This is a genomic window from Pseudarthrobacter sp. H2 (assembly GCF_050157045.1).
GTDB lineage: Bacteria > Actinomycetota > Actinomycetes > Actinomycetales > Micrococcaceae > Arthrobacter.
Map to the genome: position 1 here is coordinate 3,757,073 of NZ_CP189594.1, position 24,531 is coordinate 3,781,603.

At 66.0% G+C, this 24,531-nt stretch carries 19 protein-coding genes and 1 pseudogene; 13 read left to right on the forward strand and 7 right to left on the reverse strand.

Going from position 1 to position 24,531, the window contains the following annotated elements; translation table 11 throughout:
• Window positions 1-143 precede the first annotated feature (143 nt).
• Genes ACQCSZ_RS17425 through ACQCSZ_RS17440 form a run of 4 tightly spaced genes read right to left on the reverse strand, consistent with a single transcriptional unit; the run spans window position 144 to window position 3,953 of the window.
• Entirely contained in the window at window positions 144-1,073 is a 930-nt protein-coding gene (locus ACQCSZ_RS17425; RefSeq protein ID WP_427004948.1) for a LysR family transcriptional regulator, read from the reverse strand.
• Window positions 1,074-1,116: 43 nt separating this feature from the next.
• On the reverse strand, window positions 1,117-1,599 hold the full coding sequence (locus ACQCSZ_RS17430) for a RidA family protein (protein WP_427004949.1): 483 nt from the start codon (window positions 1,597-1,599) through the stop codon (window positions 1,117-1,119).
• Between the two features lie 21 nt (window positions 1,600-1,620).
• A complete protein-coding gene (locus tag ACQCSZ_RS17435) occupies window positions 1,621-2,820 on the reverse strand; it encodes an ArgE/DapE family deacylase (RefSeq protein ID WP_427004950.1) in 1,200 nt (399 codons plus the stop codon).
• Window positions 2,817-3,953, reverse strand: a complete 1,137-nt coding sequence (locus ACQCSZ_RS17440) for a diaminopropionate ammonia-lyase (protein ID WP_427004951.1) — start codon at window positions 3,951-3,953, stop codon at window positions 2,817-2,819. The genes ACQCSZ_RS17435 and ACQCSZ_RS17440 overlap by 4 nt, the downstream gene beginning before the upstream one ends.
• Window positions 3,954-4,295: 342 nt before the next feature.
• Between ACQCSZ_RS17440 and ACQCSZ_RS17445 the strand changes: the two genes are divergently transcribed.
• Both ACQCSZ_RS17445 and ACQCSZ_RS17450 read left to right on the forward strand, forming a co-directional pair.
• Complete coding sequence (locus ACQCSZ_RS17445; protein WP_427008373.1) at window positions 4,296-5,744, forward strand: MFS transporter; 1,449 nt, start codon at window positions 4,296-4,298, stop codon at window positions 5,742-5,744.
• Entirely contained in the window at window positions 5,741-7,045 is a 1,305-nt protein-coding gene (locus ACQCSZ_RS17450) for a M24 family metallopeptidase (RefSeq protein WP_427004952.1), read from the forward strand. Before ACQCSZ_RS17445 ends, ACQCSZ_RS17450 begins: the two co-directional genes overlap by 4 nt.
• Window positions 7,046-7,501: 456 nt before the next feature.
• On the opposite strand, the gene ACQCSZ_RS17455 is transcribed toward ACQCSZ_RS17450, so the two are convergent.
• Window positions 7,502-8,401: a LysR family transcriptional regulator gene (locus ACQCSZ_RS17455; RefSeq protein WP_427004953.1), complete on the reverse strand. Its 900-nt coding sequence runs from the start codon at window positions 8,399-8,401 to the stop codon at window positions 7,502-7,504.
• Between the two features lie 128 nt (window positions 8,402-8,529).
• Between ACQCSZ_RS17455 and ACQCSZ_RS17460 the strand changes: the two genes are divergently transcribed.
• The 10 genes and pseudogenes from ACQCSZ_RS17460 (at window position 8,530) to ACQCSZ_RS17505 (ending at window position 21,096) form a co-directional block, all read left to right on the forward strand.
• Window positions 8,530-9,981 (forward strand): aldehyde dehydrogenase family protein, encoded by a 1,452-nt coding sequence (locus ACQCSZ_RS17460; protein ID WP_427004954.1) that lies wholly within the window; start codon window positions 8,530-8,532, stop codon window positions 9,979-9,981.
• Window positions 9,982-9,983: 2 nt separating this feature from the next.
• Window positions 9,984-11,702, forward strand: coding sequence for a hypothetical protein (locus ACQCSZ_RS17465; protein WP_427004955.1), 1,719 nt, complete (start codon window positions 9,984-9,986; stop codon window positions 11,700-11,702).
• Entirely contained in the window at window positions 11,699-12,691 is a 993-nt protein-coding gene (locus ACQCSZ_RS17470) for a membrane dipeptidase (protein WP_427004956.1), read from the forward strand. Before ACQCSZ_RS17465 ends, ACQCSZ_RS17470 begins: the two co-directional genes overlap by 4 nt.
• Complete coding sequence (locus ACQCSZ_RS17475; protein ID WP_427004957.1) at window positions 12,684-13,424, forward strand: hypothetical protein; 741 nt, start codon at window positions 12,684-12,686, stop codon at window positions 13,422-13,424. Before ACQCSZ_RS17470 ends, ACQCSZ_RS17475 begins: the two co-directional genes overlap by 8 nt.
• A complete protein-coding gene (locus tag ACQCSZ_RS17480) occupies window positions 13,421-13,801 on the forward strand; it encodes a RidA family protein (protein WP_427004958.1) in 381 nt (126 codons plus the stop codon). The genes ACQCSZ_RS17475 and ACQCSZ_RS17480 overlap by 4 nt, the downstream gene beginning before the upstream one ends.
• 99 nt (window positions 13,802-13,900) lie before the next feature.
• Complete coding sequence (locus tag ACQCSZ_RS17485; RefSeq protein WP_427004959.1) at window positions 13,901-15,229, forward strand: MFS transporter; 1,329 nt, start codon at window positions 13,901-13,903, stop codon at window positions 15,227-15,229.
• A gap of 124 nt (window positions 15,230-15,353) precedes the next feature.
• Window positions 15,354-15,581 (forward strand): hypothetical protein, encoded by a 228-nt coding sequence (locus ACQCSZ_RS17490; RefSeq protein ID WP_427004960.1) that lies wholly within the window; start codon window positions 15,354-15,356, stop codon window positions 15,579-15,581.
• Between the two features lie 351 nt (window positions 15,582-15,932).
• On the forward strand, window positions 15,933-17,618 hold the full coding sequence (locus ACQCSZ_RS17495; protein WP_427004961.1) for a thiamine pyrophosphate-dependent enzyme: 1,686 nt from the start codon (window positions 15,933-15,935) through the stop codon (window positions 17,616-17,618).
• A 207-nt stretch (window positions 17,619-17,825) separates the two neighbouring features.
• Complete coding sequence (locus ACQCSZ_RS17500) at window positions 17,826-19,310, forward strand: NAD-dependent succinate-semialdehyde dehydrogenase (RefSeq protein ID WP_427004962.1); 1,485 nt, start codon at window positions 17,826-17,828, stop codon at window positions 19,308-19,310.
• A gap of 398 nt (window positions 19,311-19,708) precedes the next feature.
• Window positions 19,709-21,096: pseudogene (locus ACQCSZ_RS17505) on the forward strand (IS1182 family transposase).
• 182 nt (window positions 21,097-21,278) lie between these two features.
• Here the strand turns inward: ACQCSZ_RS17505 and ACQCSZ_RS17510 are convergent.
• Together ACQCSZ_RS17510 and ACQCSZ_RS17515 are read right to left on the reverse strand one after the other, a co-directional pair.
• The gene (locus ACQCSZ_RS17510; protein WP_427004963.1) at window positions 21,279-22,139 is read right to left on the reverse strand and encodes a winged helix-turn-helix domain-containing protein; all 861 of its coding nucleotides are present in this window, start codon (window positions 22,137-22,139) and stop codon (window positions 21,279-21,281) included.
• A 614-nt stretch (window positions 22,140-22,753) separates the two neighbouring features.
• On the reverse strand, window positions 22,754-23,545 hold the full coding sequence (locus ACQCSZ_RS17515; protein WP_427004964.1) for a hypothetical protein: 792 nt from the start codon (window positions 23,543-23,545) through the stop codon (window positions 22,754-22,756).
• A 243-nt stretch (window positions 23,546-23,788) separates the two neighbouring features.
• Here ACQCSZ_RS17515 and ACQCSZ_RS17520 point away from each other — a divergent pair, with 243 nt between their 5' ends.
• A complete protein-coding gene (locus tag ACQCSZ_RS17520) occupies window positions 23,789-24,529 on the forward strand; it encodes a response regulator transcription factor (protein ID WP_427004965.1) in 741 nt (246 codons plus the stop codon).
• Window positions 24,530-24,531 lie beyond the last annotated feature (2 nt).

Here is a 24,531-nt window from a genome sequence, read left to right on the forward strand (position 1 = left end):
CCGAAGGGGCGGGGCAAGCGAATCCTGTTGCATGTCAGTCCCATGGCCTGAAAAGCGACACCGCTTGGAAGCCGGTACGTGCATATTCGGGGTCCCGACTGCGGTGCCGCGGCAACGCGCAGTTAACGTTCCCCGCTCCGATGTTATTTTTCGCTGGTTCTACCGGTTGCATAGGCCGCGGCGGCCCGGTGAAGGGCGGCGGCGACGGCTGCTGTGGCAGGGCGGGTGCTGGAAGCTTCTCTGGCTACGAGAAGGATTTGACGGCTTTGCATGCCCGCGGCTGTGGGAAACCGGCGAACGTTTGTCGACGCACCAACAAGGGCGAGTCCGGGAAGCACGGCGACGGCCAGCCCGGCGTCGACAAACCGCAGGTGAACCGAAACGTCTTCAGAGGAGCAGATGACCTTCGGCTCGAACCCTGCCTTCCGGCACTGGTTGGTTAGCCAGGTCAGGGAAGCGGACTCTGCGGGCTCCACCGCCCAGCGGGCGTCCGAGAGTTGCGCGATCAGGTCCTTCCCCGGGTCCAGGCCATCGGCAATAGTCGCGTCCATGACGAGCCACAACGGATCGTCCATGATCGTGGTGACCGAGAGGCCAGGCAGCGACGGCAGGGGCAGCCCGGGGAACGACTCAGCGATTACAAGATCGTATTCGGAGGAGGCCAGAGAAGGCAGGGTGGCTTCCGGTTCACCCTGCTTGAACTCGACGGTCAGCTGCGGGTGAAGACGGCGCAGTTCGTTCAGGGCGTCGGGAATGATCGTGAGCGCCGCGGACTGGAAGGCCGCGACCTTGACCACGCCACGGGGCTGGGACATGGAGGTAGAGACGTCGGCCTCTGCCCGTTCAAGTAAGTCGAGGATCTGCTCGGCGTGGGCGACGAGGATCAGGCCTTGGGGGGTCAGCTGCAGACGGCGCCCGGAGGGCTCGACGAGGGGGACGCCGATTTCCTTTTCCAACAGCCGGACCTGCTGCGACACCGCTGACGTGCTGTAGGACAACGCGGCGGCCACGGCTGAAAGGGTCTTGCGGTGGTGAAGCTCCAACAAGACTTTGAGCCGGACGACGTTCAGCACATCTGTCCCCTTTGCCGCATCGATTCGGTGCGTGATGCGCCGGTCAGGGAAACTCTACGATAATCTCCACTTCGACGGGGGCATCCATGGGCAGTTCGGCCACCCCGACTGCGGATCGGGCGTGCTCCCCGCGGGTACCGAACAGCTCCAGCAGCAGCTCGCTGGCACCGTTGACCACCGTCGGCTGGCCATTGAAACCCGCGGCCGAGGCGACAAAACCCGTGACCTTGAGGATTCTCGCCTCGTCCAGGTCGCCGAGTGCGCCTGCGGCGGCCAGCGCGTTCAGAACGCAGGTCCTGGCCAGGCCGGCCGCCGTCTCGACGGAGACTTCGGATCCGACCTTGCCCACAGCAGCCATGACGCCCTCCCGGAGGGGCAGCTGCCCGGAGGTGTAGACAGTGCTTCCGGCCCGGACGGCGGGCACGTACGCGGCGACGGCGCCGGGAACTTCGGGGAGTTCCAACCCGAGTTCGGCGAGTCGCACCCGGAGGGCCCGGTGGGACAGGGAGGTGGTCTGGGCAGTCATTTTTGTCCTTCAGAGGTGTGGTTAGCGGCAGAAGTCGGTGGCGGTGGCGGCCAGGATTTGGCTGACCCTTTTCAGCGAGTTGAGGTCGACCCATTCGGTGGCGGCGTGGGCTCCGCCGCCGTCAACGCCGAAGAGGAGCCCGGGGATCCCGGCGTCGAGCATGAGGGAAGCATCGGTCCAGAACGCTTCGCCACGGACGGTGGCGGCCTGCCCCATGACGGCCTCCGCGGCGGCTGCTACAGCACGGACGATCGGTGCGTCGGAGGGGACTTCGAATGCGTGGCGTTCCAGACCCGTGGTCAGCGTGTAGCTGAAGTCGGGGTCGGCGGCGGCGATGGCATCGAGGATGTGCCGCAGCTCGGTCTCCACCGTTGCGGCGTTCTCCCCGGGGACCGTGCGTCGTTCGAGCGAGACGGTGCAGGCCGCGGGGTAGCTGGAAAGCTCCTCACCGCCGCGGACGAGCGAGGCATGGATGCTTCCGGTCCCCAACACCGCGTGGCCGGGCCCGCTAAGCAGCGACTTACTGAGCTCCTCGAGGCCGGTGAGGAATCTCCCGGCCTTGGCGATGGCATCGATTCCCAGATCAGGGCGGGAGCCGTGGGCGGCGGTGCCGTGGATGGTGACGTCGAACCACACGAATCCCCGGTGGGCGATGACGATGTCCTCGTGCGTGGGTTCGGAGACGATGGCGGCGTCGGCCGTGAAATGCCGGAGGACCTCCTCGGTGCCGGCGCTGGCGAACTCCTCGTCCGCGACGAGGGCCACGATGATGTCCCCCGCATGCGGCCGTGATGCGGCGGCAGCGGCAGCGACCATCATCGCGGCGATGCCGGCCTTCATATCGAACGTGCCGCGGCCGAACATGCGGCCGTCCTCCAGGCGGGGCTCAAGGGGGTCCCCATCATAGCCGGCGAGGGTGACGGTATCGAGGTGGCCATTGAACATCAGGCTCTTGCCTTCGCCCGTGCCGGCCGCGACGGCAACGATGGAGGGTCGCCCGGACACGGCTTCGAGCCGGGTCACGGTGAAACCCCGCTTCTGAAGCCAGACGGCGGTGAAGTCCGCAAGGCCTGTCTCTCCGGCTGCACCGGGAACCAGGTCCGGGTTGACGGAATTTATCCGGACGAGGTCCTGCAGGAGCACTACCGGGTCCTCCAGGACGTCGTGCATGGCTGCGGGCAGTATGTTTTTGCTGGTTTCAATGGGGAATGAGTCTTTCATCGGAGCGGGTTGGCGGCCAGGCCTTCGGTGCTGACCAGGACGATCACAGAGTCCTGATCGATGCCCAGCAGCTGGCGCCGTTCCGGGCTGGAGAGGGCGGCCCGCGCTCCGGCCAGGGACGCGGCCCCGCAGGGGCCCGCATCCTGGCCAAGATCGGTCAAGTCCATGACCGCCTGGCGGCAATTTTCTTCGGTGACACTGACCGCTGCGTCGATCCCTGCCAGCAGGGTGGGCCATCCCATCTCGGAGGGCGTCCCGCAATTCAACCCCGACATGATGGACGGGTAGGACGTGTCGACGACGACAGGATGGCCGGCGAGCAGCGACTGGGCGACGCAGGCAGCAGTTTCCGGCTCCACGCTCAGCAGCGACGGTGCGCCGTTGCCGGGTGTCCGGTAGTGATCCACCAGTGCGTGCGCCAGGGAACCGACGCCGACCGGGCAGGCCACCAGGTCGGCCCCGGCGTAACCGGACTGAGCCAGAGCCGCGTCAATTTCGTCAAAGAGCGTCGCGTAGCCGTCAACGATCCAGCGCGGGACGTCGGTGTAACCGGCCCACGAGGTGTCCTGGATCAGCAGATCGCAGCTGCAGCCTTCCGTTGACGCGGCGGCGGCGGCGACGACGTCGTCGTAGATTGCGTCGACGTGGTGCAGGTCTGCACCTTCGCCCCGGATGGCGTCGACCGCGGCCGGGCTGAGGCCATTGGGAACGTAGATCCTGGCCTGGAGCCCGAGCAGTGCGGCCATACGCGATACGGCGCGCCCGTGATTTCCATCGGTGGCAGTGACCAGCACGGGCCGTTCGCGGGCCGTAATTCCGGCCATGATGTAATCCCGGAGCGCAGGAACGGTCATCGTCTCGGCATCCAACCCGTAACGCGCACTCAGGGCCCGACACACGGCCCAGGACGCGCCGAGAATCTTGAACGCGGGCAGCCCGAGCCGGTTTGACTCATCTTTCAGGAATACCCGGCGTACCCCGAGCTCGGCTGCCAGACTGGGCAGTTCGGTCAGCGGGGTGGGCGCATAGCCGGTCAGCGTGCGGTGGAAGGACTCTGCGGAGTCCGGGGCTGCGGTCTGCCAGGTCCGGGCGGCGGGATTGGCGTACCAGTAGGCGGTGTCTAGTGAAGGCATGCCACCATGTTCCGACACTTGAGGCTAAAGCAAAAGCGATGATTAATGCGGGATTACTTTTACTTTTACTTCAATTAGGCCGTCATTCGTCATTCTGTGAAACGTCCTGTTTTTGTGGATGTTAAAGGCCACGAAAATCCGCTTTTACTTTTGACAACGGGCCGTCATGATGGAACCCAGCCCACACGTGATTGTCGCCACATTCCCCTTGGGAGCGGCGAAAATGATCGTCAGAAGCGTCGTTCGGCCCGGTACGACGGATTTCCGCTCCCGGACAGTGCGCACCAAATTCGGATGTTTTCCTGAACATCATCACCTCGAAGGACAGAGCCTGTGACCAGTATGCAGCCGCTAGTTGGCAAGACCCCGTTACTCATGGCGCCGGGGTCTGAGCCCGAGAGCCCGGAGGCCAAGCAAACGCTCCGGCGTTCCATCACCGGCTCCGCGCTGGGGAACGCCGTTGAATGGTACGACTACGCCGTTTATGGCTACCTCACTATTTACATGGCAACAAATTTCTTTGGTTCAAAGGCCGGCGACGGCGGGGTGGGCGTTACGCTGACGCTGGCCACTCTGGCATTATCCTTCCTCGTCCGACCGCTCGGCGGCATAATCCTGGGTCCGCTGGGCGACAAGGTAGGCCGACAGAAGGTCATGGTTCTCACCGTGATCCTGATGACGCTGGCCTCGGGCTGCATTGGTTTGCTGCCCACGACGGACACCGTCGGGGTTCTGGCACCCGTCCTGCTCCTGATCTGCCGGCTGCTTCAGGGCTTCTCTGCCGGCGGAGAGTACGGCGGCGCTGCGGTCTACATGGCGGAATCGGCTCCGGACCGCCGTCGCGGTTTCTTCGGCTCCTTCCTGGAATTCGGAACCACCGTCGGATTCATTCTCGCGGGCATTCTGTGCACCGGCCTCGTCAGCATCGTCGGCGAACAAGGGATGCTGGAGGGGTGGTGGCGACTCCCGTTCCTGGTGACCATTCCACTGGGCATCATTGCGTTGTGGATCCGGACCCGGCTCGACGAGGCCCCGGTCTTCGCGGAGGCCGCCGCACACAAGGAAAGCGTTAAGGCGCCGGTGCGCCAGGTACTGAAGAACCACTGGAGGCAGATCCTGGTCCTCTCCGGTTTTGTGGTCCTGCTCAACGTGGCCTTCTACATGGTCCTGGGTTACATGCCCACTTATCTCAGCAGCCAGCTTGGACACGGCACCGCCCAGGGCAACTGGATGCTGGTCGGAATGATGGCCCTGATGCTGCTCGCCATCCCGCCCGTGGGAGCCTTGTCGGACCGGGTCGGCCGCAAGCCGCTGCTCCTGTTCGCCGCCACCGGCTACGCGGTATTCTCCGTTCCGGCCGTCATGCTGCTGGGACTGCCGAATCCCTTCCTGCAATTCCTCGGCCTTGCCGTGCTGGGCCTGCTGCTGGTGATCCTGACCGCAGCGGTATCCTCCACCCTCCCGGCCCTATTCCCCACCGCCGTGCGCTACAGCGGTTTCGCGATCGGCTACAACTTTTCCACGGCATTCTTCGCCGGGCCGTCCCAGACGGTGGCCAACCAGCTCATCGAAACCACCGGGAACCAACTGATTCCTGGCTGGTACATGGCGATTGCCGGAGTGATCGGTTTCATCAGCATCCTTTGCATGCGGGAAACTGCACAGGCGACACTACGCGGCGAAGAATTGCCCGGCGACCCGGCATCGATCGGCTTCCCCAAACTCAAGTATGTTGACGTAAACCGCAGGGACGCCGAAAACCGACGGTCGACGTTTCGTCCTGTCGCTTGAATTTCAAGCTGAACACCCCCACCAAACCGGGCACCGCCGCCCGCACCAAGGAGTCACCCGCCGTGAATTTCGCCAGTCACCCGACAAAGCGCACAAGTAACACACCCGACACTGGACCGGCAGGAGACCGGGGGCCGGCCGCTCCGCGCCGCGGTTTCGACGACGACGAATTTGCGTCCAGGCTGGCCCGGGCGCAACGTCTCATGGCCATGGCCGGAGTGGATGCCCTGTTCCTGACCACTGAGCCCGAATTCCGCTACTTCACCGGATTTTTCACCCAGTTCTGGCAGAGCCCAACACGGCCGTGGTTCCTGATAGTGCCCCGTGAGGGCAAACCCATCGCTGTAATCCCGGAAATCGGCGCCCCGCTGCTGGCGACGACATGGATCAAAGACATCCGCACCTGGACATCACCCCGGCCCGAGGACGAGGGCGTGTCGTTGCTCGCGGATACCCTGCACAGCGTCCTGGGCTCCAAAAGTCGTGTCGGAGTCCCCATGGGTCCGGAAACCACCCTCCGCATGCCGCTGAAGGATTACGTCCAGCTCATATCCCTCGCGCCCGGCATCGAGTTTGTTGACGCCACCGATGTGATCAAGAATCTGCGGATGGTCAAGTCCGAAACCGAAATCGAAAAGATCGCACACATTTGCCGGATTGCCTCGGACGCCTTCGACCGCGTGCCGGAGATCGTGTCGGCTGGCCAGCCTCTGTCAGAGGCCTTCCGTGCGTTCAAAATCGAGCTGCTGACCCTGGGCGCCGACGATGTTCCGTACCTCGTCGGCGCTTCGGATCCCGGCGGGTACGACAATGTCATTTCCCCACCGGACAACCGTCCACTCTGCAGCGGGGACGTTCTGATGCTTGATACCGGAGCCGTGTACGACGGATACTTCTGTGATTTCGACCGGAACTACGCCATAGGTGCCGCCGATGACGACGCCCGGCGCGGCTATGACACCCTGTTCCGCGCCACCGACGCCGCATTCAATGTGGCACGCCCCGGGGCGAGCAGTGCCGACCTTTTCCGGGCGATGCAGACCGTAATCATGGACGACGGTTATGCCTGCGGCAACGTGGGGCGTCTGGGCCACGGCCTGGGCATGCAGCTGACCGAATGGCCGTCCCACACTGCGGAGGACCACACGGTACTGGTCCCGGGGATGGTCCTCACACTCGAGCCCGGGTTGTGGCTTGGACCGGGCCGCAGCATGGTGCACGAAGAAAACCTCGTGATCCGCGAGGGCGGCGCCGAACTCCTGTCCCGACGGGCATCTGCGGACCTCCCGGAGATCCGCTGAGGCGCCATCAGACTTCCACCACTGCGGGAAGTCAACCTCAACACGCTGGCCCGTATCCTTATCCGGAAGAAATCCCCCCGATGGCGCTGCCTGGCTCCTGGCGCATTGCGGACCGCACTGAACGCTTGACCGGATTTCTGTCTCGGGGTGACGCTACCTACTCTATTTGAGGCGGATTTCTGCCGCGACGGTATTGATCCGGCCCGGAAATCTGGAGGCCCGTTGTGCGGATCGCCCTGGAAGGCACGTCTGCCAATTGAGCAGAGCACCCCGTTGCCGGCGGACCGGGCCGAGGCCGGGTCCGGAATCGGGGACGCCGAACGGGAAACTCAACTCGTCGGGCAGCGCTTTGATGGCGATCACGCCTGATGAACCCTGCCTGTACTATCGGGGCCGGTCTCCCGCCCATCCGGGCGTTTGAGTGATGCTGACTGCGGGCGGCGACGCGGCAATCTGTTAGCCGGGCCCCGGGGCTCCCATTGTTTGCCGGCACGCTTCCCTGACTTTGGCGATGAGGGGTGAATCGGTCATGTCGTTGTTGTAGATCAGGCTGACGCGGGAGATGGCGCTGGCGTCCTGGATGTCGAGGTAGGCAAGGCCGGGGATGGCGAAGGCGCGGAGGGATTCCGGGACGACTGCGATGCCCAGGTGGGCGGCGACGAGCCCGAGGATGGTGGGGAACTGGACGGCTTGCTGGGCGAGGTCGAAGTCGACGTCGGCGGCGTGAAGCAGTGCAGCGATGTGGTCGAAAAGCCGCGAGATCCGGTCCCGCGGGAAGGCAATGAACCTCTCCCCCTTCAGTTCTGCAAGCCCCACCGAGGTGCGGGGTGCCAGGGGGTGGTCTGCCGGGACGGCAACGACGAGGCGTTCGTTTTGCAGGAGTGTCGCGCTGAGGCCCGGCACGGTCCGGACTTCCCGGGCGATTCCGGCATCGAGGGCTCCGGCGGTAATGAGGTCGATCTGGGCGTCGGTGGTTTCCTCGCGGAGTTCGAGGTCGATGCCGGGCCAGTGGGACCGGAGTTCCCGAACCACGGGTGGAAGTGCCGAAATGGCCGCCGAGGAGACGAAGCCGAGACGTAGCTTGCCGATTTCGCCGTCGCGGGCCTGCCGGAGGGCCGCGGTCATGGCGCCGTACTGGCTGAGGACTTTACGGGCGTGCTTCAGGAGCAGTTCGCCGTCGGCGGTGAGCTGCACGTTGCGGGAGTTGCGCACGAACAGCTGGGTCTTGCATTCCTCTTCGAGTTTGCGGATCTGCTGGCTCAGGGGCGGCTGGGCCATGTGCAGCCGCTCGGCGGCTCGGTTGAAGTGCAGTTCTTCGGCCACTGCGACGAAAAGCTCCAGGCGACGAAGGTTCATACGAACAAGACTAAGTGAGTATTGATGGGAGTCAAATAGATACTTCTTTGGGCCGGGTTTCGGGTTTACCGTTGATCGTGAGGACAGTCACAGATCAACAAACACTAAGAGGTTCGAGAATGCCCGTCATGACCAAGCCCGCCAGCAGCTTTATCAACGGTAGTTGGGTTGAAGGGACCGGGGACACGACGTCCCGGTTCAACCCCTCGGCGCCGGAGGAAGCGGTCACAACGTATCACCAGGCCGGTTCCGCGGAGCTGGCGCAGGCGATCCAGGCGGCTGCTGACGCCGCACCGGCATGGGACAGGCTGGGGATTCTGGCCCGGGGCCGGATTCTGTCGGCGGCGGCGGCACTGATCCGGGAACGGGCCGAGGAGATAGCCCGCGTCATGACGGCCGAGCACGGCAAGACCCTGGCGGAGTCCAGGATGGAGGTCGACGCGTCCGCCGACACGTTCGAGTACCACGCAGGCTCTGCCAGGAACCCTGTCGGCACCGAATACCCTTCCAGCCACCCCGAGGAGCGGATCCTGACCGTGCGGCGCCCGCTGGGGATCGTCGGTGTGATCACGCCGTGGAATTTCCCGCTGCAGATCCCGGCGTGGAAGATCGCACCGGCACTGCTGCACGGCAACACCGTGGTCTGGAAGTCCGCCAGCAACACCCCCGGAGTGTCGGTCCTGCTGATGGACATCCTGGCCGCCGCCGGTGTGCCGGCCGGCGTCGCCAACCTGCTCCTTGGCCCGGGCCCGCTGGGCTCCGAACTCGTGTCCCATCCGTCGGTGGCGGGCGTGACCTTTACCGGATCTGTTCCGGTGGGCCACCACATCCGCGGGATTGTCTGTGGACGCGGCGCGAAACTGCAGATGGAGTTGGGCGGACACAACGCGACCCTGGTCCTGCCCGATGCCGACGTCGAACTGGCCGCGTCCAGCGCCGTCAACGCCGCGATGGGGTCCACCGGCCAGAAGTGCACGGCCACCCGGCGGATCATCCTCGTCGGCGACGGGCACGAGGCGTTCCTGGCCAGGGTCAAGGAGAAGGTCACCGCACTTGTCCTGGGCCCGGGCACTGACCCGTCGGTGCAGATCGGCCCCGTCGTGTCCGCCTCCGCCCGCGACGAGATCAATGCCGCGATCGAGACGGCCCTCACCGAAGGCGGGGAAATCCTCGCCCAGGCCCCTGCTCCCGCCACGGACGGGCACTACGTCCGGCCCACCGTGCTGACCGGGCCGGCGTCGATGACGATCTGCCGCGAAGAGGTCTTCGGCCCTGTGGTCACCATTCTCCGCGCAGCCACCCTCGATGAAGCCATTGCGTTGGCGAACAACACCGACTTCGGCCTCACGGCCGCGGTGTTCACCAGCGATGAGCGCGCCGCCCGGCAGTGCGTCACGTATCTGGACGCCGGTCTCGTGAAGGTCAATGCTCCCTCGACCGGTTCCGAAATCCATGCCCCCTTCGGCGGGATGAAGGATTCAACCTTCGCCGGTCCCCGGGAACAAAACAGTGCTGTCGCCGCGGCCTTCTTCACCCACGAAAAAACCGCTTACCTCCGCCTGGCACCCGGGAAGGCATGATCATGACACTTCAGGACGAACGGACCGCACACGGGCTCCGTGCCCCGGAGGACGTGCTCTCCGGCGCCGACATGAACGGCGCCTGGGCCACCCGGCACAGCTTTGCCCGCACGATGCTCCGGCGCGCCGCAGCCCGGCAGTGGTCCGTGGCCAGGACCCGCCTGGAGCTCGACGCCGATGCCCGGGGCACCGCCGTCTACACCGTGGACGCCGAAGGCCGGCAGCTGACCTTCATCGCTTTCTGCCGCACCCTTCAGGAAAGCGAACGCACCGACCGGGTCATCGCCGACGCCTGGGACGTTACCGCGGCACTCATCGAAGGAGACCTCACACCGGAGCGCGAAGCCGAACTGCGGCTCAATGTCCCCGTCCAGGAACGCGGCCGTGTCGACCCGGACACCATCATCCTGACCCGGGCGAACCGCAGCGCACGCTTCTTTGACTACGTCAGCGACTGCCTGGCCGCCGGGTCCCAGCCCGACGTCGACGCCATCGGCCCCAGCCCGTATCTGATCCGCAGCACCGCGTTCTACGGCAACGGAAAATTCGGGCTCAAGGAATTCACGGACATCCCCGCCGGCCACCCGCTTGCCGTCCCCTACCGGTCCCAGATGCTCACCGCCTGGCTGCTGCGTGAACTGAGCATGGACATGGTGGAACACGTCGCCCGCGCCAAAGCCACGGCGGCCGGCACCACCGCGGTCCCCCTGGACCCGGAGTGGGGCAAATACCTGGGACTGGGCAACGCCACCGGGCTGGGCATGGTCCCGTTCGTGATCAACCACCCGGACTACCTGGACGCCTGGTGCCGGCTGCGGGAAACTCCCCTCGCCGCCGGCCTCGGCCGGGACTACGCCCCCGGGCATCCCGACCTTGCCCGCGTCGCGGAACTCCTTCTCAAGGCTGACCGCCACCTTGAAGAAAAACACGCCCTCCACACCGCCCCGTTCCTGCCCACCGACGCGATCCGGCCCCAGCTGCAGCAACTCCTGAGCGAGCTGCAGACCCACACGGCCTCCGCGACGGAACCCGCGCCGGTCCTGGCACGCCTCCACGAGAAGGCCGCAAGCCTCAGCCCGGAGGCCCGGGGGATCTTTGCCTCCATCGTCATTGAACTGCGTACCGACTTCGACGAGGACGCCGAGTCCCTGCTCAGAGTTGACGGCGCCGCGCCGTTCGAGCCGGCCATGCCCTGCTGGGAACTGAGGCAGCTGCTGGAGACCAACTACGCCTGGGCCCGCGGCTACGACTTCACCGATCCGGAGCGGACGGGCTATTACTGGTTCTCCTCCGCAGCCAACGAAGAACCCCGCCGTGCACTGCGCGCCACCCGGCCCGAAGGTGCCGCCGAGCACTGCACAGACATCGCCCGCCGCATCAACGCCCTCGCCGCGGACCTCGAGCGGTTCCCGGCCCACCGCAGCATCGCAGACTTCCTCCTGGCACACCCCGGCCACCGCTTCGCCGCGGCCCGGGTCCAGCAGACCCGGCCTTACCTCTACGGGGAGCTGCAGGACAACCTCATCGACACCGAGTTCCTGCCCCTGAGTACCCAGCGCTTCCAGCTGGCCAGTTACGGGATGAACAACTTCAGTCCACAGTCCACGGACTGGCTGCGCGTGACGTTGTTCAGCGGGGCCCCCCGCGCGGTGGATATCAACCACGGGACGGACGAGGACGACTGGCTCTTCCCGACGGCGCCGAAGGGGCCGGAACAATGAGCCTGCACGAGCAGCTGACCGTCGTGGACGGGCTGCAGATCAGCAACTGGAGCCGCCCCGTCCTGGAGGAACTGCGTACCGGCGGCGTCAGCGCGGTCAACGCGACCTGCGCTGTCTGGGAAAACGCCGCGGACACCCTCCGGTCCGTCGGTCAGTGGCTGGACCTCGTCAACCACAACCCGGACCTGGTGTTCCTCGCCGCCACCGGGGCAGACATCGACGCCGCGAAGCAGCAAAACAGGATCGCCGTGTTCCTGGGGTTCCAGAACGGCAGCCCGTTTGAAGACGACTACCGTTACGTTGAGCTCTTCCACCGGCTCGGCGTCCGGATCGCCCAGCTGACCTACAACAACCAGAATCTGATCGGCAGCGGCTGCTTCGAAGCCGACGATGCCGGCCTGACCCGCTACGGGCGGGTGATAGTGGAAGAGATGAACCGGGTCGGCATGCTCATCGACCTCTCCCACGTCGGATACCGGACCAGCCGCGACGCCATCGAAGCGTCCTCGGTGCCGGTCTCCGTCACCCACTCCAACCCGCTCTGGTTCTTTGACACCCCGCGGAACAAACCCCACGACGTCATCCAGCCCCTCGTGGACCGCGGCGGCGTCATCGGCTGCTGCCTCTACCCCACCGTCAGCGGCGGTGAACACGTCACCATCGAAAGCTTCTGCACCATGGTGGCGCGCATGGTGGACCAGTATGGTCCCGGCAGCGTCGGTATCGGCAGCGACTGCACCCGCGGCTGGGACCAGGAATTCGTCGGCTGGCTCCGCAACGGCCGCTGGCAACCCACCGACCCACAGAACACTCCCACCTGGCCCCTGTGGCCGGACTGGTTCACCGGCCCCCAGGACTTCCCCCGGCTCACCGACGGCCTCGCAGCCGCAGGCCTCACGGACCACACCATCGCCGCCGTAATGGGCGGCAACTGGGCCCGGCTGTTCACCCACGTCATGGACACCACAAAGGAACACGCGCATGTCTGACACCACCACCGGAGACGCCCCCGATCGCCAGCTGACGGACCGCACCATCGACGTCCAGCCCCGCGAAATCAAAGAAGCGGCCTTCCGTGCCCTCTGCGCCGCCGGCGCCGACCCCCTCGAAGCCCAGGAAGGAGCCCTCGCAGTCCTCCGCGCCGAAGCCGAAGAACACGCCGGCCTCCGCCTCCTCGAACAACTCCTGGACGCGGACTGGACGACACCCCTCCGGCCGGCAGCCGCCAGGGACGCGTCCTGGGCGGGAGGCACCCTGCGCGAGCTTGACTCCGCCGGACAGCCGCCCCTGCGGACCGCACTCCAACTCCTCGACCTCGCCGCAGACGCCCCGGCCGGCGAGGTATCCGTGACCCGCACCTCGGAGGCCCGCATCCCGGGACTTCTCTGGAACGACCTGCTGCTCAGGCATACCGCTTCCCTGCACCGCCGGATCATCATCGCCACGGCCCACGCCGGGACGGCACCGGATGACGAAGACGCCACCGACTACCTCACCGTCCAGGACGGGGTGCTTTCGGCCACGCAGACCCTGGCGTCGGAAGCAGTCACGGCCCTCCTGCCCCAAACCAACGCGGACAGCACCGTCGTCATGGTCCTGCCCGAACCGGTCAACACAGATCCGGAAACAACCAACATCGCGCCCAAAGCGCTGAAAATGCGGGAGAAAGAATGGCAGAGCATGTACCAGATGTCCCGGAAGTACCTAGTGCCGGACGCATGAGCGCGATCACCCGGACCCAGTTCACCGACGGTAAACCGCGGCCCTACTCCGCCTCCGCAGCAACCGGCGGCATCATCTACCTGTGCGGGCAGATACCGGCCCGGGACGACGGCACCGTCCCGGCCGACATCGCGGACCAGGTCACCCAGGCCTTCGACAACCTCGAAGCCGCCCTGGAACAGGCCGGGTCAACCCTGTCCGACCTGCTCAAGCTCACGGTCTTCCTGGCCGACCTTGACGAATTTGATGACTACAACGCCGCCTACCTCACCAGGCTCAGCGGCCACCCCCTGCCTCCCCGGACCACCGTGCAGGTGGCCCGGTTCAGAGGCGAAAAACGCATCGAGATCGATGCGGTCGCAGCCGTAACAGCCTGACCGACCACGGCCACGGATCTGTTGGGTTACCAACGTCGTTTTCCCTCATCCCAGATCGGAATCACCATGCTTTCCCACGCACCAGCACCTGCGTCTCAAATGACCATCGATTCAGCGCCGCTGAACTCCTTCCACAAACGCCTCACCCTTTTCAGCTCAGGGGGCCCGTTCCTCGACGGATACATCCTGGCCATCATCGGCATCGCCCTGGTGCAGATCATCCCGGCCTGGCAGATGAATGACTGGTGGAACGGCCTGATCGGCGCCTCCGCCCTGATCGGTGTCTTCCTCGGCGGCCTGATCTTCGGCAACATCACCGACAAAATCGGGCGCAAACTCATGTACACGATCGACCTCATGGCCATCATCGTGTTCTCCATCGCCCAGTTCTTCGTCCAGGAACCCTGGCAGCTGTTCGTCCTGCGGCTGCTCATCGGCATCGCCGTCGGAGCCGACTACCCCATCGCGACCGCCCTGGTCGCCGAATTCGTCCCCGCCACCTGGCGTGCCCGGCTCCTCGGCGGGCTGAACGCCATGTGGTTCGTCGGCGCCACCGTCGCCGCCTTCGTCGGCTACTGGCTCCTTTCCTTCGAAGACGGATGGCGCTGGATGCTGCTCTCCTCCGCCGTGCCCGCCGTCCTGATCCTCATCGCCCGGGCCACCATCCCCGAATCCCCCCACTGGCTCGTCGGCAAAGGCCGCCACCAGGAAGCCCTGGACATCCTGAAAAAGACCATCGGCGCGGGCGCCACCCTGGACGGCATCACCGCCCACGACCCCAACGCGGCCAAACTCAGCACCAAAAAAGCCTTCAAACTGGTCCTGACCGGCGGCTACCTGCACCGGGTCATCTTCATCTCCATCTTCTGGACCTGCACCATCGTCACCCTGTTCTCCATCTACGCCTTCGGACCCCAGATCCTGGCCCTGTTCAACCTCCAGTCCGGCGACGAAGCCAACATCGGCTACGGCCTGATCAACCTGTTCTTCCTCGTCGGCAACGTCGCCGCCCTCCTCGTCGTGGACAAGTTCGGCCGCCGGCCCGTCCTGATCTGGGGCTTCATCCTCTCCGGCGTCGGCCTGCTGTTCCTGGCCCTCTTCCCCACCGCACCCCTGGGCCTGATCGCCCTGGCCTTCGCCTTCTACGCCATCTTCAACGGCGGCCCCTCGATCCTGGAATGGATCTACCCCAACGAGCTCTTCCCCACCAAAGTCCGGGCAACCGCCGTCGGTCTCTGCACCGGCACCAGCCGCATCGGCGCCGCCATCGGCACCTTCGCCACCCCGCTGGCCCTGACCCACCTCGGGCTCTCCGGCACCATGTGGATCGCCGCCGGCATCGCACTGCTCGGCGCAGCCGTCAGCTTCTTCATGGCCCCCGAAACCAAAGGCCAGAACCTCGAACAAGCAGCCGCCCTCCACGCCTGACACCACCCTTCGCCACCACCAACCGCAGCGGGAGCGGCTGTCCTTCCGAGGCCATGCCGCTCCCGCCAACGCGCGAGGCGACCCCCACTGCATCCGCCGCCGCAACCGGAAGAAAGCAGGAACCATGCGCCCGACCACCCTGACCCTGAACGTCAGCGGCGAAGACCCCGACGCCATCCAAACCAACCTGACCGCCGCCGTCGACACGGCCATCACACAAGCCATGGCAGTGGGCCGTCACGGGATCCTGGTCACCCAGCACGCCTATAACGACTTCACCGTCACCCTTCACCCCGACGTGCCGTACGGCCAAACACGCGAGGAACGACGGCTCGGCAAGGCCTCCGGGTAGGCAACGCCCCCGGGAAACCGACCCACAAGGGAAAGCCGATCCGCCACTGGGAAGCTACACGTTGTCCCGGCTGCAGACCGTTTACTCGTCCACGACGCCACGGGACCGGTCCATCCGCCGGCTACACCATCCCTTCGTCCTGGAAATCAGTTCCGCGTCGAAATCCGCGCCCCGACACAACCAGGCAGCAGTACCGCTGCGCAGCAGCCAAATGAACCAGCACAACGCAGACAAGGAAACATCAATGAAGTCAGCCGGCGACACCGACCATCCGAGAGCCGGCCACGCCCGACGCGCCGGCAGTCATCAGGACGTGCCAGCCGGGCCCCTCGACCCGAAAGACGGCGGACGATGACCCAGACCGCCATCGCACCACTGCAGGTCCCTGCTTCCGGGGGCGCCCCCGCACTGAAATCCGCAGGTCACGTCATTGTCGACTCCCTCGTCGCGCACGGAGTCCGGCGCGCCCACGTAGTCCCCGGGGAGAGCTATCTCGACGTCCTGGACGGACTGCACACCTCTTCGATCGAAACCATCGTCTGCCGTCACGAAGGCGGCGCCAGCTACATGGCGGAAGCGGATGGAAAGCTGAACCAGCTGCCAGGCATCGCCATGGTGACCCGGGGGCCCGGTGCCGCCAACGCCCACGTCGGACTGCACACGGCCTGGCAGGACTCCACTCCAATGGTGCTCTTCGTCGGCCTCATTCCCTTCGCGCACCGGGACCGCGAGGCCTTCCAGGAATTCGACATCAGGGCCTGGTTCGACACCGGCGCCAAACGCGTGATGGTCCTCGACCACCCTGAGCGCGCCTCCGAAATCGTGGCAGAAGCATTCTTCGCCGCGATGAGCGGACGCCCCGGGCCCGTGGTGGTGGGCCTGCCGGAAGACGTCATCCGCGAGCAGATCGACCCGGAACTGCACCCACCCATCCCCGTCGCCACCGGGGGAATGACAACCGCGGACTCCGAAGCACTCGCCGCCGCCCTCGCCCGCTCCCGCAAGCCTTTATTCGTGACCGGCGGGAACGACTGGACCCAGGACGGCGCGGACCAGCTCACCCGGTGGCTGGAAAAGCACCACATCCCGGCCGCGGCGGAATGGCGCACGCAGGGAACCGTCCCGTTCGATTCCCCCTCCTACGTCGGACCAATCGGCTACGGCCGCCCCCGCCCGACCTACGATCTGCTGGAAGAGACCGACCTTCTCATCTTCGTCGGCACGGTCCCCGGCGACGTCATCACCGACGGCTTCCTCTGCCGCCAGGACTGGAAGAAAAAGAACTTCCTCGTCACCATCGACCCCTCCCTCCGCGGACGCTCCGGACCCGTCTCACGGCAGATCCTCGCCAAACCGGACGGCTTCGTCCGGGACCTGGCCAGGATCGAGCCCGTGGTCAAGCCCGAATGGAAGACCTGGACCGCCCGAATGCGCGCCGAACAGGAATCCTTCGCCGCACTCCCGCCATCCGCCCCGGGCACGGGACCGGCCCGGATGGACACCCTCATGGCCAACCTCGTCCCCACACTGCCCAACGACGCGATCGTCACCTTCGGCGCCGGCGAACATACCAACTGGGCCCACCGATACTTCCCCACCCGGGGCTACGCCTCGATGATCAGCGCCCGGAACGGCTCCATGGGCTACTCCATCCCTTCAGCCATCGCAGCGTCCCTGGCCCACCCCGGCCGCCGCGTGGTGACCATCGCCGGCGACGGCGAATTCCTCATGAACGGCCAGGAACTCGCCACCGCCGCACAGTACGGCGCCACACCCCTGGTCATCGTCATGGACAACCAGGAATACGGGACCATCCGCACCCACCAGGAACGCCACTATCCGGACCGGGTCTCCGGCACGCAGCTCAAAAACCCGGACTTTTCCCTGATGGCCACAGCGTTTGGCGGCTACGGCATCAAGGTCGACAGAGACCAGGACATCCCCGCAGCCATCACGACGGCACTGACGGCCATCGAAGAGGACAAGGTATTCGCACTCATCCACCTCGTCGTCGAACAACGAGTCAAGGCCTACTAAACGAACACTTCCATCAGCCACACCCACCTCACGCGCCGCCGGGACATCGACAGCAGCCGGCAAAGGCCTCCGTCCCGCCGTCTCGTTCAGCATCCCGGCGAGTGTCCTTAATCCCCCAGAAATCACCAGCCTCGGGTCGACTTGATACGGCCCGCCAAACAGCGCGCCGACCGTAGCCCCCAGATTCACCCGACGAATGGAAAACGAATGTCCGTCTCACCTGACGAAGAAAATGCCCTGCTGGCCTCGGTCCCGACGGGGCTGCTGATCAACGGCGAGTGGCGTCCGGCCGCGTCCGGGAAGACCTTCGACGTCGAGGACCCGGCCACGGGCAAGGTGCTGCTCAGCATCGCCGACGCCGGTCCCGAGGACGGCAGGGCGGCCCTGGACGCGGCCGCTGCCGCGCAGGAGTCCTGGGCCAAGGTCCCGGCCCGGGAGCGCGGGGAGATCCTGCGCCGCGCCTTTGAACTGGTCACCGAGCGGGCCGAGGACTTTGGGCTGCTGATGACCCTGGAGATGGGCAAGCCGCTGGCCGAGGCGCGCGGCGAGGTCACCTACGGTGCCGAGTTCCTGCGCTGGTTCTCCGAGGAAGCAGTCCGCGCCTTTGGCCGCTACTCGGTCTCCCCGGACGGGAAGTCCCGGCTGCTGGTGACGAAGAAGCCGGTGGGCCCGTGCCTGCTGATCACGCCGTGGAACTTCCCGCTGGCGATGGCCACCCGCAAGATCGCCCCCGCCGTCGCGGCCGGCTGCACCATGGTGCTCAAGTCCGCGAACCTGACCCCGCTGACCTCCCAGCTGTTCGCCGCGGTGATGATGGAAGCCGGCCTGCCCGCCGGCGTCCTGAACGTCATCCCCACCTCCACCGCCGGCGCCACCACCGGGCCGCTGATCAAGGACCAGCGCCTGCGCAAGCTCTCCTTCACCGGCTCCACCGAGGTGGGCCGCCGCCTGCTCTCGGATGCCTCCGAAACGGTCCTACGGACCTCGATGGAGCTTGGCGGGAACGCCCCGTTCGTGGTGTTCGAGGACGCCGACGTCGATGCCGCCGTCGCGGGGGCGATGCTGGCGAAGCTGCGGAACATGGGCGAGGCCTGCACCGCGGCGAACCGCTTCATCGTGCACGAGTCCGTCGCGGACGAGTTCGCACAGAAATTTGCCGCGAAGATGGCGGACATGACCACCGCCCGGGGCACTGAGGCCGAGTCCAAGGTCGGCCCGCTGATCGATGCCAAGAGCCGGGACAAGGTCCACGAACTCGTCACCGACGCCGTCGCAGCCGGCGCCGTGGCTGTAGCCGGCGGCGGCCCGGTGGATGGCCCGGGCTACTTCTACCAGCCCACCATCCTCACCGGCGTCACCGAGGGCACCCGGATCCTCTCCGAGGAAATCTTCGGCCCCGTCGCCCCGATCATCACCTTCGACACCGAGGACGAGGCCGTCCGGCTCGCCAACAACACCGAATACGGGCTCGTGGCCTACGTCTTCACCCGCGACCTGAACCGCGGCATCCGGATGGGCGAACGCCTCGAGACCGGCATGCTCGGCCTGAACGCCGGCGTCATCTCCAACGCCGCCGCCCCCTTCGGCGGCGTCAAGCAGTCCGGCCTGGGCCGCGAAGGCGGTCTCGAAGGTATCGAGGAATACCTGTACACCCAGTACATCGGCATCGCCGACCCCTACGCCGGCCGATAGCGCCCCGACGCTTTCACTCCGTCGTGGCACCTGATCCCTGGTGCCAAAAAAGCCACCAGGGCCTCCCTCTCCCGCAACGTAGGAGGCCCTGGTTCAGGCCTACTCCATTACGCCCCCTCGGACACGAACCTAAGCTACTGGAAGACCTCGCATACGAAGAGCAACTCCGGCCTCCCCGGTTGAGTCGGCCATTCGAACCGCGCACCAGGCCGCGGACAGGTCAGAACAGCTAGGTGCGTCAGTAGTGAGGGTGCCGGTTTTTAAAACGCCGGCGGATTAACCGGGTCACGATAGGGGTGGCTGGGAGGATTAGGGGCATGGATACCGGTTCTTCCGCGCAGGATGGTTTGTTTGACGAGTCGCTCGTGGAGCGTGTCGAGCAGCCCACCGATGTGCCGATGGATGCCAATGGCGGGGTCAACAAACGCTTCAAGTCGTTTGAGCCTGATGCGGTGATGCTGGTCCCGCCGTCGCTGGAGGAGTGGTTGCCGCAGGGTCATCTGGCCCGGTTCATTGGCGAGCTTGTGGACGGGAACTGGATCTGACCCGGTTTTATGCTTCCTATGCCAAGGCCAAGGGCCAGCCGCCGTATGATCCGCGGTTGATGCTGCGGATCGTGCTTTACGGGTATTGCGTGGGGGTGCGGTCCTCGCGGGAGCTGGAGCGGGCGTGCACGGATGTGGTCGCGTTCCGTTGGTTGTGTGCCCAGCAGGCCCCGGATTTCCGCTCGATCGGACGGTTCCGCGAACGCCACCTCGCGGCGCTGGCCAACGTGTTCCTCCAGGCGCTGGAGCTGTGCCGGGCCGCGGGCATGGTCTCGCTGGGCCATGTCGCACTGGACGGGACGAAGGTGCGTGCCAACGCCTCCCGGCACAAGGCCATGAGCTATGCCCGGTTGACGGAGAAGCAGAAGGTCCTGGCCGATGAGATCAGCGACCTGATGGCGGAGGCCAAGACCGTGGACGCGGCCGAGGACGCCCGTTTCGGGCCGGGCAAACGCGGCGATGAACTCCCGGCCGAACTGGCCAACCGGGCCCGGCGCGCCGAGGCGATGAAGACCGCCCGGGCGTCCATCGAGGCTGAAGCCGCGGACAAGGCGCGCCGTGAGGCCCAGGAGAAGGCCCGGGCCCGCGGGGACGACGACGGGGATGTCTCCGGCAAGGGCGATGCCGCCGCTGCCGCGGCGGTGCCCAAGCCCACGGCCCAGCGCAACTTCACGGACCCCGACGCGAGGATCATGAAGACCGCGGACGGTTCCTACCACTACTGCTACAACGGCCAGGGCGTCGTTGATAAAGATCACCAGGTCATCGTTGCCACCGAACTGAACAACACCGCGGTGGACGTGCAGCAACTGGTCCCGATGGTTCAGAACGTGCAGGACACCCTGGAAGCCATGCCCGGGAAGTGGAGCGCCGACGCCGGGTACTGCTCGGCGGCGAACCTGGAACACGTCAGGGACCTTGAAGCCGGTGGCGGCACCGAATTCTTCATCTCCACAAGGCGGATGAAACACGGGCGTCCCGTCCCGGAATCGCCCAGGGGCAGGATCCCGGCGGACGCGACCCCGGCCGATCGGATGGCCCGGAAACTGAAAACGAAGAAGGGCAAAGCGGTCTACGCCCGGCGCAAAGCCATCGTCGAACCGGTATTCGGACAGATCAACACACGGCAAGGCAAGCATGTCCTGTTGCGCGGGCTGGAGAAGGCATCCGGGGAATGGAAGCTGATGGCCGGCTGCCACAACCTGCTCAAACTCTTCAGTTACCGCACCGCCACTGCCTGAACACCGCCGGGGGACGGTGTCCCGGAACCGAACCTGCATCACCCCCGCTACACCCCGTAGGAGCCTTCCAGGCTTCCATCCACCAAAATGCCAAGAGGCCGGCCCCCTTTCCAGGAAAAGGAGACCGGCCTCCGGCCATCACGGCGCAAACCTGCGGAACCGTCAAACCACTACCGACGCACCTAGATGGAGTATTCCGGAGCGGCCCAGACGACGACCTCGGGGTGCTCGTAGAACCGGTAGCCCTGGCCGCGCACGGTCCGCACGGTGTTGGCCAGGCGTCCGAGCTTGGAGCGCAGGCGGCGGATGTGGACGTCGATGGTGCGCTCGTTCGGCACCTCTTCGGCGTTGCGCCAGAGCCCTTCGAGCAGTTCGTCACGGCCCACGGTGCGGGTGCCGTTTTCGACGAGGTAGTTCAGGAGCTCGAATTCCTTGAACGTGAGGTTCAGGGATTCGCCGTCGAGGTGTACCTCACGGCGGGCGAGGTCGATCAGCACGCCGGAGGGGCGCGCGTCCTGCGGCTGCGGGCGTGCTGTCTCCGTACGCTGGCGGGGGCCGGCTGTCGGGTCACCGAAGGTGGAGCGGACGACGTCGAGTGCGGAACCCGGGGCGCTGGCCGGTGCCACGGCGACGGCGGCGTAGCTTTCGGCGCCGGAGACGAGGGACTGTGCGTAGGCGCGGATCTCCTGGGCGAGCTTGGCAATGGAAGTGCCGGCAGCCGCCGCAGTATCTTCGTCGATGCCCATGTACAGCACGAAGCCGCGGGCAACGTTGTCGGCCGCAGCCGGACGGTCTGCGCCGGCGGCACCGGGGGCAATCACGGGGGCGGGCGCCGTGGCCGGCGCGGCGGGAACGGCGCGCAACTGGCCGTACGAGTTGGGGTTGTAGCCCTGGGCGGCGTAGCCGGGCGCCGGGAAGCTGTTGCCAGAGCCGGCGGGAGTGAAGGCCGCGCCGCCGCCGAAGCCCTGGCGGATGCCGGAGGCCTGGCCGGCCTTGCCGGCATTACGGACGGAGATGTGGACGTATCCAGATGCAACTGACATGAATGCTTACCTCAATGTGAATGGCCGTCATCGCGGCTCGAATGCTGTCTTTCCCCGCAATGAAAACTGGGGAGGGGCGCCCGACGCTGGGCTGGGGGCGAATGCCTAGAAACCTTTGGGGTGTAAAAGTTAGGCGTGCATTCGACAACAGCGCATCTCGGTTACAGCGGGTGTGCTGATCCAGGAAGCTGCGGGTGCAGGTGCTGTTGAGTTCTTGTTCACAATTGAAGTGTGCATCGTAACAATGGGAACTTGCAAGTAACAAAGGGCCGCAGGTTCCACATCCTGAGACAGAATGCCGAAATGTAGTGCAAGTCACAATTCCGTATGGACGATGAAATAAGACATATTTAATGCCTTTAGGAGGTCGATCGGGACCATCGTCGAACATTGTTCGGCGATGACCCCGTTGTCTCCGGAATCCTTCACTGTAATGTAACCCGGCGAAACTGTCCTGCCCGCGCAACCTCTGTCCACCGTCCACGGAGTGGCCGCGCTGTCCGGCCCGGGCCTGGCTTCGGGCTGCGGACTGCGGGGGATGTTTTCTCCGGTCCGGGCCCGTTAAGGCTCAGTTCGTCAGGATTAGTTGGCTCAGTTCCTCAGGCTCAGCTGGCTCAGTTGGTCTGGCCGGTGGCAGCCGCCGTTGCCGCCACCACCACCGACTCAGCTGCGTAGTCAGCACCGTTCTTGACGGCCACGATCCGCACCGACGCCCCGGCGACGATGTCCGCCACGCCCAGCTGGCTGCCGGTACTGCCTCCGCCTTGCTGACGCCTTTGTTGCTGCCTGCCCACGACCACATCGGCGCCCAGCGGGTAGCTGCGCGTGAAGCCGTCGCTGCTCTTCACGGTGACGGAACCCTGGCTGATCTCGGTCACGGTGCCGAGCTGTTCGGCCTTGGCGACGTAGGCGCCGCCCTGCAGGACGACGTACTCGGCGTGCACGGCAGCGGTAAGCCCCCCGCCTACGCCGCCGGGCGCGAAGTTACCGGCGCCGCCCTGGCCGCCGGTGCCGCCCGGGGCGAAGCCCTGCCCGCCGGTGCCGCCCGGGGCGAAGCCCTGGCCGCCGGGGCCGACGGGTGCCGTTCCGGCGGCTGCCGTTCCATCGGCCGCCGCCGAATTGGACGTCAGGGCGTAGACCCCGAATCCGGCACCGGCCGCGAGCACCACGGCGGCACCGGCGACGACGAGGCCGCGCTTGAGGGTCCAGGGTTTCGCGGTCGGACTTCCCCGTCGAGGTACCCCCGCCGCGCCCCGGCCCTGGGCCGGCCCGGCCAAATCCTGCGGCGGTGCGCCCCAACCGGGGGCACCCGAACCGGGGGCACCCGAACCGGGCGCACCCCACCCGGGCGCCGCGGCGCCGTCCGGGGTGGTTTCCGGCACGGGCCCGGGCTGCTGTCCGCTCATGGCGTTCTCCTTCAATGGGGACGGAATCGAGGTCCCCATCAGGGTGCTGGGCAATCCTGTGCCTGCGCTGTGCGGCTCACCAGCCGTGGCTGTGACCTGCCGGCCGCCGCGAAAGGCCGCCGGTGCACCGGCTGCCGGCTCAGCAGATGCCCGCGGATGCACCCAGCTCGCTACGCTGGGATTCACAGGCGCCGCACAGGATCCGCAAAGCCGCACCTAACGCCCAGAACAGAGAGTTGTCCCATGGCCACTTCACACTCCATGACCAACAACCTTCCCCAGCTCACGCATCCGGACGGCTCGCCCATCCGCGCGCTGGTCGTGGACGACGAGCCCAGCCTGTCCGAGCTCATGAGCATGGGCCTGCGGATGGCAGGCTGGTCCGTGGCCGTCGCCGCCGACGGTCCCGAGGCGGTCAAGCTTGCCAAGGAGTTCCGCCCGGACGTGCTGGTGCTCGACGTCATGCTTCCCGGGTTCGACGGCGTGGAGCTGCTGGGCAGGATCCGCGCCTTCGCGCCGGAGGTGCCCGCCCTGTTCCTGACCGCCAAGGACGCCGTGCAGGACAAGATCACCGGCCTGGCCGCCGGCGGGGATGACTACGTCACCAAGCCGTTCAGCATGGAGGAAGTACTGCTGCGCCTGCACCGGCTGGTGCAGCGCTCCGGTGTCGCCGCCATGGACACCGCGGAACTCGTCGTCGGGGACCTCGTCCTCAACGTCGACACCCGGGAAGTCACGCGGGCCGGCGCGGAACTGCACCTCACGGCCACGCAGTTCGAACTGCTGCGCTACCTCATGGAGAACCCCAAGCGCGTCATCAGCAAGGCCCAGATCCTGGACCGGGTCTGGGACTATGACTTCGGCGGACAGGCCAACATCGTCGAGCTGTACATCTCCTACCTGCGCAAGAAGGTCGACGCCAACCACACGCCCATGATCCATACGGTGCGCGGGGCCGGGTATGTCCTGAAGCCGGCAGAGTAGCC

Bases quoted from the DNA above. Each gene is read 5' to 3' on its own strand.
- ACQCSZ_RS17430 (WP_427004949.1), bottom strand. From the start codon at position 1,599: ATGACTGCCCAGACCACCTCCCTGTCCCACCGGGCCCTCCGGGTGCGA.
- ACQCSZ_RS17435 (WP_427004950.1), bottom strand. From the start codon at position 2,820: ATGAAAGACTCATTCCCCATTGAAACCAGCAAAAACATACTGCCCGCA.
- ACQCSZ_RS17440 (WP_427004951.1), bottom strand. From the start codon at position 3,953: ATGCCTTCACTAGACACCGCCTACTGGTACGCCAATCCCGCCGCCCGG.
- ACQCSZ_RS17445 (WP_427008373.1), top strand. From the start codon at position 4,296: ATGCAGCCGCTAGTTGGCAAGACCCCGTTACTCATGGCGCCGGGGTCT.
- ACQCSZ_RS17455 (WP_427004953.1), bottom strand. From the start codon at position 8,401: ATGAACCTTCGTCGCCTGGAGCTTTTCGTCGCAGTGGCCGAAGAACTG.
- ACQCSZ_RS17460 (WP_427004954.1), top strand. From the start codon at position 8,530: ATGACCAAGCCCGCCAGCAGCTTTATCAACGGTAGTTGGGTTGAAGGG.
- ACQCSZ_RS17465 (WP_427004955.1), top strand. From the start codon at position 9,984: ATGACACTTCAGGACGAACGGACCGCACACGGGCTCCGTGCCCCGGAG.
- ACQCSZ_RS17470 (WP_427004956.1), top strand. From the start codon at position 11,699: ATGAGCCTGCACGAGCAGCTGACCGTCGTGGACGGGCTGCAGATCAGC.
- ACQCSZ_RS17475 (WP_427004957.1), top strand. From the start codon at position 12,684: ATGTCTGACACCACCACCGGAGACGCCCCCGATCGCCAGCTGACGGAC.
- ACQCSZ_RS17480 (WP_427004958.1), top strand. From the start codon at position 13,421: ATGAGCGCGATCACCCGGACCCAGTTCACCGACGGTAAACCGCGGCCC.
- ACQCSZ_RS17485 (WP_427004959.1), top strand. From the start codon at position 13,901: ATGACCATCGATTCAGCGCCGCTGAACTCCTTCCACAAACGCCTCACC.
- ACQCSZ_RS17490 (WP_427004960.1), top strand. From the start codon at position 15,354: ATGCGCCCGACCACCCTGACCCTGAACGTCAGCGGCGAAGACCCCGAC.
- ACQCSZ_RS17495 (WP_427004961.1), top strand. From the start codon at position 15,933: ATGACCCAGACCGCCATCGCACCACTGCAGGTCCCTGCTTCCGGGGGC.
- ACQCSZ_RS17500 (WP_427004962.1), top strand. From the start codon at position 17,826: ATGTCCGTCTCACCTGACGAAGAAAATGCCCTGCTGGCCTCGGTCCCG.
- ACQCSZ_RS17510 (WP_427004963.1), bottom strand. From the start codon at position 22,139: ATGTCAGTTGCATCTGGATACGTCCACATCTCCGTCCGTAATGCCGGC.
- ACQCSZ_RS17515 (WP_427004964.1), bottom strand. From the start codon at position 23,545: ATGAGCGGACAGCAGCCCGGGCCCGTGCCGGAAACCACCCCGGACGGC.
- ACQCSZ_RS17520 (WP_427004965.1), top strand. From the start codon at position 23,789: ATGGCCACTTCACACTCCATGACCAACAACCTTCCCCAGCTCACGCAT.